This window comes from Streptomyces sp. NPDC047017 (assembly GCF_040644175.1).
Classification (GTDB): Bacteria; Actinomycetota; Actinomycetes; order Streptomycetales; family Streptomycetaceae; genus Streptomyces.
Window position 1 is genome coordinate 157,871 of sequence record NZ_JBEYVW010000007.1, and the last position, 15,772, is coordinate 173,642.

Consider the following 15,772-nt stretch of genomic DNA (forward strand, 5'->3'; position numbering starts at 1 on the left):
GAGGCCGTCGAGGGCCGGGCCGGGCCGGTACGGCGCAGGCGCACCGCGGCGCGTGGCGGGAGCTGGACGCCGCGCCGGCCGCGTACCCGCAGCGGTTCATCGGCTTCCTCTCCGTGCCGCTGGACCTGGCCCCGGAGCGGATCGCCGCGACCGTGGAACGCGGGGTCGTCGGGCGCGGGTTGCGCGGGATCGGCGGGCTGACGCCGCCGCCGGGGCGGCCGGGCACGATCGAGCCGGTGCTCCGGGCGGCGGCCGGGCGAGGTGCGCCAGCGGGTGCCCGGCGCGACGATGGCCGAGTTGGCGGGGATCGGGTGACGGCCCGAGCGCGCTGCGGCGGGGGCGGTCGCCCGCGTGCGGCACTGGGGAGGTCATCGCGGTCCCTGGGCGGCGGCGACGGCGCGCAGGGGGCTGAGGGCGGCGGCCCGGCGGGCGGGCAGGGTGGCCGCGGCCGCGCCGACGGCGAGGGAGAGCAGGACCACGAGGGCGAGGGTGGGCCAGGGCGGGGAGAAGGAGTACTGCGGGATCGCTCCGCCGGCCAGTCCGCCGACCTTCCACGCCCCGCACAGGCCGCAGGCCAGTCCGAGCAGGGTGCCGAAGGCGGCGACGCAGACGGCCTCCAGGAGGATCATGCGGCGGACTCCGGAGCGGTGCATGCCGAGGGCGCGCAGGACGCCGATCTCCCGGGTGCGTTCGGCGACCGACAGGGCGAGGGTGTTGACCATGCCGAGCGCGGAGATCAGTACGCCGACGGCGAGCAGCCCGAACACCATGGTCATGAAGTCGCCGGCGACACCGGCCTGTTCCCGGACGAGTTGGGCGCGGTCCTGGACCTCAAGCAGCGGGCTGTCGCTCACGGCGGCGCGCAGGCGCTGCTCCAGGCGTGCGGAGACCGTGCCGTCGGTGGTGCGGACCAGGACGCGCTGCACGGAGTCACGCAGGTAGCCGTGTGCCTGGACTTCGGCGCGGTAGCCGAGGACGTCCTGTGCGGTGGGGTTGTCCTGGTAGACGCCGACGACGGTGTAGGGCCGGTCGCGGTCGCCGCCTCCGGGGCCGATGCTCGCCTCGATCCGGTCGCCGGTGGTGACGTGGTGGTCGCGGGCGAAGCCGCGGGAGACGGCGATCCGGCCGGGGCCGAGGGTGCGGGCGGAGCCGCTGAGGAAGCGCAGCTTCATCACGTCGCCGACGGTCCCCGGGTCGACTCCGGAGACCGTCTTGACGTGGGACCCGGCGGTGATGGTGGAGTCGGCCACGGCGGAGGCGGTGCGCACCCCGGGCACGTGGGCGAGCCGTCGTACGGCGGCGGCATCGACGGCGGTGGTGGTGTCGCGGGCGCCGATGACGTAGTCGGCGCTCAGTCCGGCGGCGGCCTGGGCGTCCAGGGCCCGGCCGGTGGACTCGTCGACGACGGCGAGAGCGCAGACCAGCGCGGTGCTGATCATCAGCGCGGTGGCGGTGGCCGCGGTACGGCGCGGGTCGCGCAGGGCGTTGTCGCGGGCGAGGCCGCCCTCGACGCCGAAACGGGCGGTGAGCCGGCCGAGGAGGCGGATCACCGGGCCGGCGAGCAGCGGGGCCGACACGATCAGGCCGGCCATGAGGACGCCGGCGCCGAGCAGCGCGGTCCGCAGGCTGCCGTCGGTCGCGCCGGCCGCGCCGCTCAGCGAGAACAGCAGGCCCGCGCCGAGGGCGGTCAGAGCCAGGCCGGCGATGCCGCGGATACGTGAGGCGGTGGCGGACGGTGGCTGCCCGGCCGTGCGCATCGCCTCGACCGGGGCGATGCGGGCCGCGCGGCGCGCCGGCAGCCAGGCGGCGAGCACGGTGACGCCGACGCCCACGGCGAGTGCGGCCAGGACCGTGGCCGGGCCGACCACCAGCGGCCCGCCGGGCAGCAGGTCGTCGGAGGTGTCGAGCACGCCCGGCAGCGCCGTGGCGACGCCGAGCCCCAGCGGGAAGCCGAGAACGGACGCGGCGCACCCGGTCAGGGCCGCCTCGGTGAGAACCGAGCGGACCACTTGGCGGCGGGTGGCGCCGATCGCCCGCAGCAGCGCGATCTCGCGGCTGCGGCGGGCCACGAGCATGGTGAAGGTGTTGGCGACGAGGAACGTGCCGATGAACAGCGAGACCGCGGCGAAGAGCAGCGGCAGCCGCTGGTAGGCGTGGGTCTTGGTGTCGACGAGGACGGACTGCTGGGCGGCCTGGGCGGCGCCGGTGGTGGCCTCGGCGCGGCCGGCCGGGAGCACGGCGGTGACCCGGTCGGCGAGACGGGACTGGCTGGTGCCCGGCGCGGCGGCGAGGTCGATCCCGTTGTAGTGCCCGGGGGCGGCGAACAGCTTCTGGGCGGTGGCCTTGTCGAACACCGCCAGGGTGCCGCCGGCGTTCACCCGGCTGTCCCCGGTGGACACCAGGCCCACCAGGCGCGGCGTGAGGACGGGCCCGTCCTGGGCGAGGACGACGGTGTCGCCCAGGGAGTAGCCGGCGGTGGCCGCGGTCGAGCGGTCGAGGGCTACCTCGCCGCTGTCGCGGGGCGCCCGGCCCGCCGTCAGCGGGTAGCGGCTGTCCCTGCCGTCCGGGCCCGGCACGTACGCGGCACCGAACCTGCCCGTCATGCCGCCGGCCCGCATCGGTGTGCCGTCCTTGGCGGCCAGGGTGACCGAGCCGTCGGCCACCGGGCGGACCGAGGCGACACCGGGGACGGCGGACAGTTCGTGGACCAGGGCGTCGTCCAGGGCGCCGTACTGCCGCGCGGCGGGGGTGCCGGGCGGGGAGAGCGGTGTCACGCTCACGGCGATGTCCGCGTAGTTCCGGGACATGGCGGCGCGGTAGGCGGCGGTGGTGGAGTCGGCGAAGACCAGGGAGCCGGTGACGAACGCGACGCCGAGGCAGACGGCGAGCACGGTCATGGCCAGGCGGGCCTTGTGCGCGAGGACGTTGCGCAGGGCTGTTCGCAGCATGGTGGGCTTTCGACGGGCGGGCAGGCGGATGGATGAGGGAGAGTGGTGGCGGGTGCGGCCGGGGCCGGTCACGCCTCGAACGCGAGCATGCGGGCGAGCACGGCGTCGGCGGTCGGGGCGCGCAGTTCGTCCACGAGGCGGCCGTCGGCGAGGAACACCACGCGGTCCGCGTACGCGGCGGCCACGGGGTCATGGGTGACCATCACCACGGTCTGGCCCAGTTCGCGCACCGAGTCGCGCAGGAAGCCCAGTACCTCGGCGCCGGAACGGGAGTCGAGGTTGCCGGTCGGCTCGTCGGCGAAGACGATCTCCGGGCGGGAGACCAGGGCGCGGGCCACGGCGACGCGCTGCTGCTGGCCGCCGGAGAGCTGGGCCGGGCGGTGCGCGAGCCGATCCGCGAGGCCGACGGTGGCGACGACGGTGTCCAGCCGGCCCGGCTCGGGCCGGCGTCCGGCCAGGCGCAGTGGCAGGAGGATGTTCTCCAGCGCGGTCGCGGTGGGCAGCAGGTTGAAGCCCTGGAAGACGAAGCCGACCTTCTCCCGGCGCAGCTCGGTGAGCTGCCGGTCGGTCAGGGCGGACAGTTCGACACCGCCGATCCGGGCCGAGCCCGAGGTGACCGGGTCCAGGCCGGCCATGCAGTGCATCAGCGTGGACTTGCCGGAGCCGGAGGGGCCCATGACGGCGGTGAACCGGCCGCGCGCGAACTCCACGGACACGGCGTCCAGCGCGGTGACCCGGGCCTGTCCCGTCCCGTATGTCTTGGTCAGGGCGAGGGCGCGGGCGGCCGGTTCGGTGCGCGGCGCGCCGGAGGAAGGGAACGTGTGGGGCATGCAGACTCCGCCGAAGGGGTGCGACGGCCCGCGAGAAGTGCCGCAGGCCGGGGGAACGCATCCATCCTCACCACTCTGACCTGCGGAAACGTCATGCTGGAGGCGGGAGTTGGCCTCTGCCGAAGGGCCTGCCCGCTCGGGCCGCTCTCTGTCGAAGGACCTGCTCGCCCGGCCTGCTCTCTGCCGAAGGTCAGGGACCCGGCGGCGGTCGTGTCAGGTGGCCAGGCCGGTGCGGTGGGCCAGCAGCGCGGCCTGCACCCGGCTCGCCGAGCCCGTCTTGTCCAGGATCGCGCCCACGTGGGTCTTCACCGTGCCGATCCCGATACCGAGCCGCCCCGCGATGTCCTGGTTCGACAGCCCTCGGCCGAGCATCACCAGGACCTCCCTCTCCCGGCCGGTGAGCCGGGCGATCCGCTCGTCCGCGAGAGCGCCGCGGCTGTCCTGCTCGGTGCCGGAGCGCAGCATCCGGGAGATCACCGTCCCGGTCACGCCCGGCGAGAGCACCGCGTCCCCGGCGGCGGCCGCCCGTACCGCGCTGATCAGCTCCTGCGGCCCCTCGTCCTTGAGCAGGAACCCGGCGGCTCCCGCGCGCAGGGCCCGTACCACGTTGTCGTCGTCGCCGAAGGTCGTCAGCATCACCACGCGCGGCGCGGGGTCGAGGGCGAGCAGCGGCGCGATCGCGGCCAGGCCGTCGCAGACCGGCATCCGGATGTCCACCAGGGCCACGTCCGGGTGGTGCGCGGCGGCCTCCGCGACCGCCGCGTGCCCGTCGGCGGCCTCGGCGACCACGTCGATGCCCTCGGCGTGCCGCAGGATCAGGCGGACGCCGTGCCGGATCATCGCCTCGTCGTCGGCGAGCAGGACACGGATCGGTTCGGTGGGCCGGGTCATGGGGTCTCCCAGGTGGGGGCGTCCCGTACGGAGGGGACGGTGAAGCGGTCGATGGCGATGAGGCGTTGTGCGGCGTCGAAGCAGTAGCGGGTGACGGTGAAGGCGCCGGGCCGGGGGCCGGGGCCCGCGGGCGGGTAGACGCAGCCCGCTGTCCGGGCGGGGCGCGGCGGTTCGTGTCCGGTGGCGGCGGCGCGTACGGCCGGGCTGTCGTAGACCCCCTTCAGTTCCTCGTACGTCATGCCGAGGCGCGGCCGCGGCGGCTGGACCGTTCCTCTCGGCCGGCCGTAGACCAGGCTGATCGCGAGGGTCATCAGGACCCACAGGGCGACCGCGCCGAGGGCGAACGTCCAGGCGCGGGCGGTGCGCGGAGCATCCGACAGCGGGGCATCCGACAGCGGTCCGGGGTCTTCGCCGGACCCGCCCGGTGGGGAGGGCGTCGCGCCGCCCGCGGACGGTGTCCTCGTCACGGTGTCGTCCGGTTCCGCCGGGACCGTCGCGGCCACCTGGAATCCGCCGGAGGGCAGCGGACCGGCCGCGAAGGCGCCGCCGAGCAGTTCGACCCGTTCGCGCAGGCCGGGCAGGCCGCGTCCGGTACCGGCGTGCGCTGCGTCCGGCGTGCCGCCCGGGGCGGCCGGCGCGCCGTTGCGGACGGTGACGCGCACCGTCAGGTCGTCGTGCTCGACCCGTACGGTGACCGGGGCGGCCGCCGCGTACCGGTGCGCGTTGGTCAGGGCCTCCCGCACCACCCGGTGCACCGCGCGCCGCACCTGCGCCGGGCGCACGTCGAGGTCGGGGCCGTCCCATTCCAGCCGTACGTCGATCCCGCCGTCGCGGGACCGGGCGGCCAGCGCCTCGATGTCGGCCCGGGTGCCGGTGGCGTCGGTGAACGCGTCGGGCCCGGTGTCCCGGCCGAGCGGGCCGAGCACCCCGAGTGTCTGGCGCAGTTCCCGCATCGCGTCCCGGGTGGTGCGCCGGACCAGGACGGCTTCCTCCCGCAGTTCGGGGCCGGCCAGTTCGGGGTCGGCCCGGCCGAGGGCGAGTTCCAGGCCGCCTGCGTGCAGGGAGATGAGGCTGAGCCGGTGGCCGAGCAGGTCGTGCATCTCGGCGGCGATCCGGGAGCGCTCATGGGTGCGGGCCTCGCTGTCCGCGGACCGGCGGGCCCGCTCGGCCGCGTCACCGCGTTCGCGCAGGGCCCGCAGCAACCGGGCCTGCTGCCCGTACACGGTCCCGACCAGGCCGGGCACGACCACCGCGGTCACCGCCAGGGCCAGCCCCAGTTCCAGCCCGTACGCGGCCGGGCCGGGCCCGAGCCAGGGGCCGGCCGCGGTCGCGGACGCCGTGATCAGCAGGCTCGCCGCGGCGAGCAGCCGGGTGCGCCGGCGCGGGCGGACCGTGCCGAGCGCTGTCGTGTACGCGGCGGCCGCCGTCACCGGGCCGACGACGGGCGCCGCCCCGGCGAGGACGGCGAGGACCAGCAGCACGGCGCCGGGCGTGCGGCGGCGCAGCGGGAAGAGCGCGACGGCGACCGGGACCGCGCACCATTGGAACCCGGCGTGCGGCAGGTCCCACAGCCGCACGGCGACCGCGCACAGCGCCAGCGCGGCGACCGCCGCACCGGCCGTCTCCGCGACGGCCCGGCCACCTCCTCCCGGACGCGCCGGACCGTCCGCCGCGGGGCGGACACGATGACGGAAACGGCTGAGGAGGGGCACGTCGACCAGTATTGATCGCCGGGGGCGGGCGGACGTGGACCCCAGGACCGATCCTCGGCTCTGCCTTTGGTCGGAGGAGCCGGGGGACGCGTCACGCTCGTGCTGCGGCCCGATCGTCCCTCGGGCGCACCCCCATTCAGCAGGTAGTCGCAGCGGGACCGCGTCGAGTTCCCGGCCGTGCGCCGACGCGGTGGGCGGGCGCGGCATCCGGTGCCGGTGCGGCGGGGAGAGGAGCTGCGGCTGCCGGCTTCGCGCACCTGATGCGAGGTCGGTGCCCGGTTCACACGCACACTGGACCCGTACGGCGGCGTCGGTGGCGGACGCGTGGACGCGTGGACGCGCTCGGTCAGCGGGTCGGGCACAGGTGTGCCGCCGGGGCGGGGGTGTCCGGGTCTGCCGCCGACGCGCGAGGGCATGGCGTGGGCGTACCGCCGACACGCGGGGACGCGGGTGTGCCGCCGGCCGCGTACGGGTGGGAGATCCGTTCGCGCGGGTGCGTGAACGGGAGCCCGTGCCGCGTCGTTCGCGGGGCGGGAAATCCGGCTGTCAGACGACAGCGTGGGAGACGAAGAACATCGCGGCCCTCGTCGGGCTCCTCGACCCGGCCGCCGTGATGACCGCCGACGGCGGCAGCATGGCCGGCGCCGTCCTGCGTCCGGTGGAGGGCGGCGCGCGCATCGCCCAGCACATGGTCGCCATCGCCGACAAGGCTCCGGGGCTCGCACTCGTGGAGTGCTCGGTCAACGGTGTACCGGGGCTGGTGGCCCAGCGGGACGGTGTCGTCGTGACCGTGGCCGCGTTCGACCTCTCCGAGGGGCGTGTCACCCGGATCTGGGCGGTGCGCAATCCGGAGAAGCTGCGGCCGTGGGCGCGGGAGCGCTCGGGAGCGCCAGCGGCTCGTCCCGGATCGTCGAGCGGCGCTCTCAGCATCGTGTCGGCCGGTCGCGCGAGCGCCGGGTCCGGCTTCCCGGGGCGGTGCAGCGGCCCCGGGTGCGGCAACGTGACATTGTATAGTGGCGGTTGATCGGACCGAGGGCTCGAAGGAGCGGGGATGCCTCATCTCACGTCGCAGGTGATCTCGGTCCAGACACATCTGCGCGATCAGGTGGCCGACGCGCTGCGGGCCGCGCTCATCGCCGGCGAACTCCGCCCCGGTGTCGTCTACTCGGCCCCCGCCCTGGCGTCGGAGTTGGGCGTCTCCGCGACCCCGGTGCGGGAGGCGATGCTCGATCTGGCCCGGGAGGGCCTGGTCGAAGCCGTCCGCAACAAGGGGTTCCGCATCACCGAGATGACCGACGGGGACCTCGACGAGTTCACCGAGATCCGTACCCTCATCGAGGTGCCCACCGTGGGACGGGTCGCCAGGACGGCGTCCGCCGAGCAGTTGGCGGCCCTGCGTCCGCTGGCGCGGCAGATCGTGACGGCGGCTCAGGAGCACGATGTGCTCAAGTACCTGGAAGCCGATCACCGTTTCCACCTCGAACTGCTGTCGCTGGCCGGGAACCGGCACCTCGTCGAGGTGGTGGCCGACCTGCGCAAGCGGTCGCGGCTGTACGGGCTGGGCCATCTGAACGAGTCCGGGCGCCTGGTGGCCTCCGCGCAGGAGCACATCGAACTCCTGGAACTGATCGTGGCGGGCCGGGCGCGGGAGGCGGAGGAGTGCATGCGCCGCCACCTCGCCCATATCCGCACGCTGTGGGCGGACGGTTCGGCGGTCGCCAGGGACGGCGGGGACAGGGCGCTTCGGATCGGCGAACGGTAGACCCGATCAGCCGACCAGAGCCGACTGGAGCCTCCGGCAGCCGACGGAAACCTTCCGTTGCACCGCATGCCTTCCCTGAGTCATGTCACCTGTGCAATGGTACATGTCACAGGGTAGCTCGTGGTCATGTCAAATCAAGCAGGCCATTTCAAAGCATGCCAAACCAGGCCAAACCATCGCCACGTCGGCGGCGCGGCCTCATCCTCCCCCGGCTTCGACCTGCCCGTCCCGTCGCTCCACGCTCCGCCGCGTGGCCCGATCCCCCATGGGAGGCGTAGTGAGAACCCCACTCGTCCGGCGAAGTCTGGGCGCGGTGCTGCCGCTGGCCCTGGCATGGACGTTAGGCGCGGGCATGCTCGCGCGACCGGCCGGAGCCCTGCCCCGGTCCACGGCGACCACCGCGCACACCACAGCCCGGAGCGGAACGGCCGCCGACCCGGCCCCGCCGCCCACAGCACAGACCGCCGCCACCGACACCGCGCACGTGGCGACAGGACGTCCGACCGCCTCCCGCATACCCCCGACGGCGGCGAGCACCGCCCCGCTCAAGCAGCCCTACGGCCACACCGCGTCACCACCGCCCCGGCCCTCCGCGTCGTACCGGACGGGGAAGGGGAAGCGGTCCGCCACCATGGACTGCGCCGCCTCCGATTTCACCGGCCGGACCGGCAGCGCGCTGGTGCGGCAGATCGAGGCGTCCACCACCGACTGCGTCAACACGCTGTTCAACCTTACCGGGAGCGACGCGTCCGGCGCCTTCCGGGAATCCCAGATGGTCTCCGTCGCGTACGCGCTGCGCGACGGTTCGGCGGCCTACCCCGGTGACTCCAGCACCGGCATGCCGCAGCTCGTGCTCTACCTGCGGGCCGGTTACTACGTCCAGTACTACGCCCCGGGCACCGTGGGCCCCTACGGCAGCGCCCTGCGGACCGCGATCCGCTCCGGCCTGGACGCCTTCTTCGCCAGTGCCCACGCGGGGGACGTCAGCGACGCCAACGGCGAGACGCTCTCCGAGGCGGTCACCCTCATCGACAGCGCCGGGGAGAACGCCCGCTACCTCTACGTCCTCAAGCGGCTGCTCGCGGCCTACGACACGTCGTGGAACAGCTCGTGGTGGATGCTCAACGCGGTCAACAACGTCTACACCGTGACGTTCCGCGGCCATCAGGTGCCCGAGTTCGTGACGGCCGTCCAGGCGGACCCCTCCCTGATCGACGCGCTGTACGCCTTCGCCTCCGGTCATCTCGCGCTCCTGGGGACCGAGCAGTCCTACCTCACGTCCAACGCGGGCCGTGAACTCGGCAGGTTCCTCCAGCACCCGGCGCTGCGGGACAAGGTACGCCCGCTCGCCGCCGCCCTGCTGAAGTCGAGCGCGATCACGGGGGCCACCGCTCCGCTGTGGGTGGGGGTGGCCGCGATGGCCGACTCCTACGACAAGGACGACTGCTCGTTCTACGGAACCTGCGATCTCCAGGGCCAGTTGGCCCGCGCGGTGCTGACGGCCGACTACCCGTGCAGCGCGAGCATCACCATCAAGGCCCAGCAGATGACCTCCGCCGAGCTGGCGTCCACCTGCACCGGTCTGCGTGACCAGGACGCCTACTTCCACCGCCTCGTCCGGGACAAGGGCCCCGTCGCGAACGACGGCAACAGCACGATCGAGGTCGTGGTCTTCGACTCCAGCACCGACTACCAGACGTACGCGGGCGCCCTGTACGGCATCGACACCGACAACGGCGGCATGTACCTGGAGGGCGACCCGGCGGCCGCCGGCAACCAGCCCCGCTTCATCGCCTACGAGGCCGAATGGCTGCGCCCGGACTTCCAGATCTGGAACCTCAACCACGAGTACACCCACTACCTCGACGGCCGCTTCGACCTGTACGGCGACTTCGACGCCGGTGTCGCCACGCCCACCGTCTGGTGGATCGAGGGATTCGCCGAGTACGTGTCGTACTCCTACCGCGGTGTCGCCTACCCGGAGGCGATGGCCGAGGCGGGCCGCGGGACGTACGCGCTGAGCGCGCTCTTCGACACGACCTACGCCAACGACACGACCCGCGTGTACCGTTGGGGCTACCTCGCCGTCCGGTACATGCTGGAGAAGCACCCCGCCGACATGGACACGGTGCTCGGCTTCTACCGTACCGGCGACTGGAACGCGGCCCGCGCCTATCTGACCGGCACCATCGGCACCCGCTACGACAGCGACTGGCGCATCTGGCTGGCCGCGTGCGCGGCCGGGGACTGCGGAACCGGGGGCACCGAACCGCCCGGCGGCACCGTCCCCGAGTGCGCCGACCCGGACGTCCGGGCGCTGGGCCGCGACTGCCTGCGCGGCGGCCGGTCCGCGGCTGCCGGCGACGACGACTACCTCTACCTCGATCTGCCTTCCGGCGTGGACCGGTTGACCCTCACCACATCGGGCGGTACCGGTGACGCCGACCTGTACTACAGCGGCAGCGGCTGGGCCACCGCCACCAGCTACACCAGCCGCTCGACCGGCGCGGGCAACGACCACACCCTGACCGTCGTCCGGCCCCCGGCCGGGTACAACTACGTCACCCTGCACGGGGCGGGCAGCTTCTCCGGAGTGTCCGTCACCGCCCACTACTGACGGGCCGCGCGCGGGCGCGGTGCCGCACACCCGGGCCGGGTCTGCGGCACCGCGGTGCTCAGAGGGTGAAGCCCGCCGGGTACGGGTCCGAGGGGTCCAGCAGGTACTGCGCGGTCCCGGTGATCCAGGCCCGCCCGGTGACGGACGGCAGAACGGCGGGGCGGTCGCCGACCATGGTCTCGCCGAGGAGGCGTCCGGTGAACCGGGAGCCGATGAACGACTCGTTGAGGAAGTCCCGGCCGACCGGCAGCAGCCCGCGGGCGTGCAGCTGCGCCATCCGGGCGCTGGTGCCGGTGCCGCAGGGCGAGCGGTCGAACCAGCCGGGATGGATCGCCATCGCGTGCCGGGAGTGTCCGGCGGTGGAGCCGGGCGCCTCCAGGTAGACGTGGTGGCACACGTCGATCGCGGGGTTCTCCGGGTGGGCCGCCGGCCGCTGGGTGTTGATCGCGTCCATGACGGCCAGTCCGGCGTCGAGCATCCGCTGCTTGTGTGCCCGTTCGAAGGGGATCTTGAGGTCGTCCAGCCGGACGAAGGCGTAGAAGTTGCCGCCGTAGGCGAGGTCGTACCGCACCGGCCCGTACCCCTCGACGTCCACGATCTGGTCGAGCGCGTGGCAGTACGAGGGGACGTTCTCCAGGGTCACCGCCTCGGCGCGGCCGTCACGCACCCGCACCCGGGCCGTGACGAGGCCCGCCGGAGTGTCCAGGCGTATCACGGTCTCCGGTTCGACGGCCTCGACCATCCCGGTCTCGACGAGGACGGTGGCGACGCCGATCGTCCCGTGCCCGCACATCGGCAGGCAGCCCGAGACCTCGATGTAGAGCACCCCGTAGTCGGCGTCCGGCCGGGTCGGGGGCTGGAGGATCGCGCCGGACATGGCGGCGTGGCCGCGCGGTTCGCATATGAGCAGGGTGCGCAGGTGGTCGCGTTCCGCGACGAAGCGCTGCCGTCGTTCGAACATGGTCGCGCCGGGCAGGACGCCGACGCCGCCCGTGATCACGCGGGTCGGCATGCCCTCGGTGTGCGAGTCGACGGCGTGGTAGCAGACGGTCGAACGCATCGTCAGTCGATTCCGGCGTCGATGAGGGACCGGGTGGCGGCGCGCACGGCGGCCTCCGTCTCCGGGCCGAGCGGCTGCCGGGGCGGGCGGCAGGGGCCGCCGCGCCGGCCGGTCAGGTCCTGGCCGAGCTTGATGGCCTGGACGAACTCCGTCCTGCTGTCCCAGCGCAGGACGGGATGCAGCCGGCGGTACAGCGGCAGGGCCGTCTCCAGGTCTCCGGCGACCGCGGCCCGGTACAGCGCGAGGCAGGCGCGGGGGAAGACCTGCGGATAGCCGGCGACCCAGCCCTTGGCGCCGGCGACGCCGACCTCCAGCACGGTGTCGTCGGTGCCCACCATCAGGTCGAGGCCGGGGGCCAGCTCGGAGATCTCGTAGCAGCGCCTGACGTCACCGGAGAACTCCTTGACGCCGACGATGAACCCTTCGGCGTGCAGCTTGGCGAGCAGATCCGGGCGCAGGTCGACCTTGGTGTCGACGGGGTTGTTGTACGCGGTGACGGGAAGGCCGGCCGAGGCGACCAGTTCGAAGTGGGCGAGGACCGCGCGGTCGTCGGCGCGGTAGGTGTTGGGCGGCAGGCACATGACGGCGTGGCAGCCGGCGTCCCGGGCGGACTCGGCGTGCCGCTTGGCCTCCAGGCCGCCGTAGGCGCCCACGCCCGGCATGACGGTGAAGCCGTCCGGGGCGTGGGCGACGGCCGTCTCGACGACCCGGTCACGCTCCTCGTACGTCAGCGTCTGGTACTCGCCCAGCGATCCGTTCGGGGCGACGCCGTGCATCCCCTGGGCGGCGAGCCAGGCGACGTGGTGCCCGTAGGCCGCGAAGTCGACCGTGAGATCGGCGTTGAAGGGCAGGGTCGTGGCGACGATGACACCGTGCCAGGGTGTGCGGTGCTCGCTCACGCTTCCTCCTTGTGGGTCGTCGGCCGCTGTGCGTCCTTGTGGGGCGGCAGCCGCTGTTCGTCCTTGTGGGGCGGCTGTTGTGCGTCGAGGTCGGCGAGCGCGCCGAGGGTGACGGGCGTCGCGATGAGCCGCTCCGCGGGTGTGTAGGCCCGGTGGGGCGCGGTGAGGGCGTGGACGGCGGGGCCGCAGATCCGGCCCTGGCACCAGCCCATACCGGCCCGGGTCAGCTGCTTGACCTGCCGGTGGTCGCGGGCCCCGCCTTCGGTACGGGCGGCCAGGACCGTACCGGCGGTGACCTCCTCGCACCGGCACAGCACGGTGTCGTCGGTCAGCCAGGAGGCCCACGCGGGCGGGAGGGGATGGGCGAGGTGCATGGCCCGCGCGAAGGCGCGCTGCCGGGCGACCGTGGCCCGTACCGCGGCCAGGTGCTGTCCCGCCCGCGCGGGAGGCGCCTGGCCGTCGGCGAGGACCGCTTCGGCGGCCAACACCCCTTCGGCGAGGGCGAGTCGGGCTCCGCCCACGCCACACACCTCACCGGCCGCGTAGAGCCCGGGTACGGTGGTGCGCTGTCCGGCGTCGACGGCGACGACCGCGTTGCCGTCCTCGGCGGTGGTGAGCCGGCAGCCGAGCGGGATCAGCAGGTCGAGCTGGGGTGCGAAGCCCCAGCCGATCCCCACCGCGTCCACCTCCAGCCGTCGTTCCCCGCCCGGGCGGGGGCTGCCGTCGGGCGCCAGCGAGGCGATCCGGACGGACGTCACCCGCTCGCCTCCTTCGGCGCCGACGATCGCCGTGCGCGGGCGGACCCGTACGCCGTGGCGGGCGAGCGCGAAGCCGTACCGTGCCCCCTCGGCCCACTTGGCGGGGTTGCGCAGCAGCGCGCCGGGATGCCGCAGCCAGGCCAGCGGGTGGGCGGCCTCGCACACCGCGACGACCTCGGCCCTGCGGCGCGCCAGAGCGGCGGCGACCGGCAGCAGGAAGGGGCCGGTCCCGCCCAGCGCGACCCGGCTGCCCGCCACCACTCCCCCGCCCTTGAGGAGCGCCTGCAGACCTCCGACGGTGAGGACGCCGGGCAGGTCCCAGCCGGGGAAGGGCAGGGGGCGGTCGTACGCCCCGGTCGCCACGAGGAGCCGTGCCGCGCGCAGGGTCACCGCGGTCTCCGCGCGCGCCTCGCCCAGGGGCACCGCGGTCTCCGCGGGCGCCTCGCGACGGTCGGCGGCGTGCACGGTGAAGCCGTCGTCGTCCCGGGTCACGGACCACACGTGATGCGTCAGCCGCAGGTCAAGCCGGCCCCGGGCCCGGCCCGCCGACAAGGCCGCCCGGAGGGAGCGGTACGCGCGCAGTCCGTGGTGGAGGTCCCCGGTCGGGATCGCGGACCGGGCGTGCTCCGGCGGGTGCCGCCAGTACTGGCCGCCGACGGCGGCGCCCGAGTCGACGAGCGCGACGCGCAGCCCGCCGGCCAGGGCCGTGGCCGCCGCGGCCAGACCGGCCGGGCCGGCTCCCACCACGAGGAGGTCCGCGGGTTCAGTCATCGTCGTCGTCCTCCCGTGTCAGGACGGTCATGCCGGTCCGGGCCAGGATCAGGCAGGCGCGCCGGCCCGCGGTCGCGTCGATCGTCACCAGGCAGTCGAAGCAGACGCCGATGCCGCAGAAGACGCCTCGTGGACGGTGCCCGACGCGGGTGGTGCGCCAGGCGACCCGGCCGGCCGCCACCAGGGCCGCCGCGACGGTCTGCCCCTCGACGAACTCCACCGGCTCACCGTCGACGACGATCCGGCTCACCGGGACGCGCCTTCCGGGGCGAGGAGGCGGTCGGGCAGGAGTGCGGTGTGCGCCGCCGGATCGGCTCCCCGCCAGGGCCGGCCGAGCAGGTGGGCCGTCACGAGGGCGCCGGTGGCGGGGGCGAGTCCGATGCCCGCGCCCTCGTGACCGCAGGCGTGGACGATCCCGGGAGCCCGCGGGTCCGGTCCGACGACCGGGAGGTGATCGGGGCAGTACGGGCGGAACCCGCGGTAGGCCCGGATCAGGTGGGCGGCGCGCAGGAAGGGGAAGAGCCGGCAGGCCTGTGCGGCGAGGCGGGCGATCAGGGCCGGGTTCGTCGTGGGGTCGAAGCCGACGCGTTCCCGGCTGGCTCCGACGAGGATCGTGCCGCCGCGGGTGCCCTCGACGACGCACGAGGTCTCCAGGGCCGCCCCGGAGGACGCGACGTTGGCGACGTAGTCCGCCGAGTAGACCTTGTGCCGGACCATCGGCGGCAGCGGTTCGGTGACGAGCACGAAACCCCGCCGCGGCAGCACCTCGACGGGGGCGCCGAGCCGGCGGCCGACCTCGGCGCCCCAGGTACCGGCGGCGTTGACGACGGCGTCGGCGGGCAGCACGTCCCCGGCCGCCGTCCGGACGCCGGTGACCCTGCCGCCCCGGCCGGTCACCGCGGCGGCCACCTCGCCCGGGTGCGGCCGCGCGCCGCGCCGCTCGGCCGCGCGCAGCAGTGCCGCCGCCGCGAGGACGGGCTGCACCTGGGCGTCCTGCGGGTAGTGGACGCCGCCGGGGAGGCCGGGGGCGATATGGGGTTCCAGTTCCTGGACGCGGTCGACCGGCTCGCTGTCGACACCGGCCGCCGCCTGCCGCGCGGCGAACTCACCGAGCGCCGTGAGTCCTTCGGCGGTACTCGCGACGACCAGGCCGCCCTTGGCCTCCCACTCGAAGGAGTCCCGCCCGAGTTCCTCGCCGGCCTGGTCCCACAGCTCGCGGCTCAGGCGGGCCAGGTCGAGTTCGGGGCCCGGTTCCTTGTCGGACAGCAGGACGTTGCCCTCTCCGCGGCTCGTCGTGCCGCCGCCGACGGGGCCGCGGTCGACGACCGTGACGTCCATGCCCGCCGAGGCGGTGTGGAAGGCACAGGCGGCACCGATGATCCCCGCGCCCACGACGACGACCTTCAGGGTCATCGACCCCTCCTCTGTGCAATGTCACATGCCATCGGGCAGGCTATACAGCTGCCCCGCCGAACACAACGGTGCGTGCACGGCGGCGACTTGGACGCGGGGGAGGGTGTGGAG

At 74.4% G+C, this 15,772-nt stretch carries 11 protein-coding genes and 1 pseudogene; 3 read left to right on the forward strand and 9 right to left on the reverse strand.

Translation table 11 applies throughout. The annotated features are described in order from the left end of the window. Nucleotides 1–368: 368 nt before the first annotated feature. From ABZ858_RS14310 to ABZ858_RS14325, 4 genes are all read right to left on the reverse strand, one after another. Nucleotides 369–2,948, reverse strand: coding sequence for an FtsX-like permease family protein (locus ABZ858_RS14310; RefSeq protein WP_361376614.1), 2,580 nt, complete (start codon nucleotides 2,946–2,948; stop codon nucleotides 369–371). 68 nt (nucleotides 2,949–3,016) lie between these two features. Then, complete coding sequence (locus ABZ858_RS14315) at nucleotides 3,017–3,778, reverse strand: ABC transporter ATP-binding protein (RefSeq protein WP_361376617.1); 762 nt, start codon at nucleotides 3,776–3,778, stop codon at nucleotides 3,017–3,019. Nucleotides 3,779–3,991: 213 nt separating this feature from the next. Next, nucleotides 3,992–4,669, reverse strand: a complete 678-nt coding sequence (locus tag ABZ858_RS14320; RefSeq protein WP_361376620.1) for a response regulator transcription factor — start codon at nucleotides 4,667–4,669, stop codon at nucleotides 3,992–3,994. Further along, a complete protein-coding gene (locus ABZ858_RS14325; RefSeq protein ID WP_361376623.1) occupies nucleotides 4,666–6,381 on the reverse strand; it encodes a histidine kinase in 1,716 nt (571 codons plus the stop codon). Before ABZ858_RS14325 ends, ABZ858_RS14320 begins: the two co-directional genes overlap by 4 nt. Before the next feature lie 556 nt (nucleotides 6,382–6,937). Here ABZ858_RS14325 and ABZ858_RS14330 point away from each other — a divergent pair. The 3 genes and pseudogenes from ABZ858_RS14330 to ABZ858_RS14340 form a co-directional block, all read left to right on the forward strand. Beyond that, nucleotides 6,938–7,255: pseudogene (locus ABZ858_RS14330) on the forward strand (RNA polymerase subunit sigma-24); the annotation flags it as partial. A 177-nt stretch (nucleotides 7,256–7,432) separates the two neighbouring features. After that, nucleotides 7,433–8,143 (forward strand): GntR family transcriptional regulator, encoded by a 711-nt coding sequence (locus ABZ858_RS14335; RefSeq protein WP_361376626.1) that lies wholly within the window; start codon nucleotides 7,433–7,435, stop codon nucleotides 8,141–8,143. Nucleotides 8,144–8,408: 265 nt separating this feature from the next. After that, nucleotides 8,409–10,760 (forward strand): M9 family metallopeptidase, encoded by a 2,352-nt coding sequence (locus ABZ858_RS14340; protein ID WP_361377177.1) that lies wholly within the window; start codon nucleotides 8,409–8,411, stop codon nucleotides 10,758–10,760. A 58-nt stretch (nucleotides 10,761–10,818) separates the two neighbouring features. Here the strand turns inward: ABZ858_RS14340 and ABZ858_RS14345 are convergent, their stop codons facing one another. From ABZ858_RS14345 to ABZ858_RS14365, 5 genes are read right to left on the reverse strand one after another with little or no spacing between them, the layout of a single operon-like run. Beyond that, entirely contained in the window at nucleotides 10,819–11,820 is a 1,002-nt protein-coding gene (locus ABZ858_RS14345) for a proline racemase family protein (RefSeq protein WP_361376629.1), read from the reverse strand. A gap of 2 nt (nucleotides 11,821–11,822) precedes the next feature. After that, on the reverse strand, nucleotides 11,823–12,719 hold the full coding sequence (locus ABZ858_RS14350) for a dihydrodipicolinate synthase family protein (protein ID WP_361376632.1): 897 nt from the start codon (nucleotides 12,717–12,719) through the stop codon (nucleotides 11,823–11,825). Beyond that, a complete protein-coding gene (locus ABZ858_RS14355) occupies nucleotides 12,716–14,248 on the reverse strand; it encodes an FAD-dependent oxidoreductase (RefSeq protein ID WP_361376635.1) in 1,533 nt (510 codons plus the stop codon). The genes ABZ858_RS14350 and ABZ858_RS14355 overlap by 4 nt, the downstream gene beginning before the upstream one ends. After that, nucleotides 14,241–14,498, reverse strand: coding sequence for a (2Fe-2S)-binding protein (locus ABZ858_RS14360; protein WP_361376638.1), 258 nt, complete (start codon nucleotides 14,496–14,498; stop codon nucleotides 14,241–14,243). The genes ABZ858_RS14355 and ABZ858_RS14360 overlap by 8 nt, the downstream gene beginning before the upstream one ends. After that, nucleotides 14,495–15,661: an FAD-binding oxidoreductase gene (locus ABZ858_RS14365; RefSeq protein WP_361376641.1), complete on the reverse strand. Its 1,167-nt coding sequence runs from the start codon at nucleotides 15,659–15,661 to the stop codon at nucleotides 14,495–14,497. The genes ABZ858_RS14360 and ABZ858_RS14365 overlap by 4 nt, the downstream gene beginning before the upstream one ends. Nucleotides 15,662–15,772: the final 111 nt, after the last annotated feature.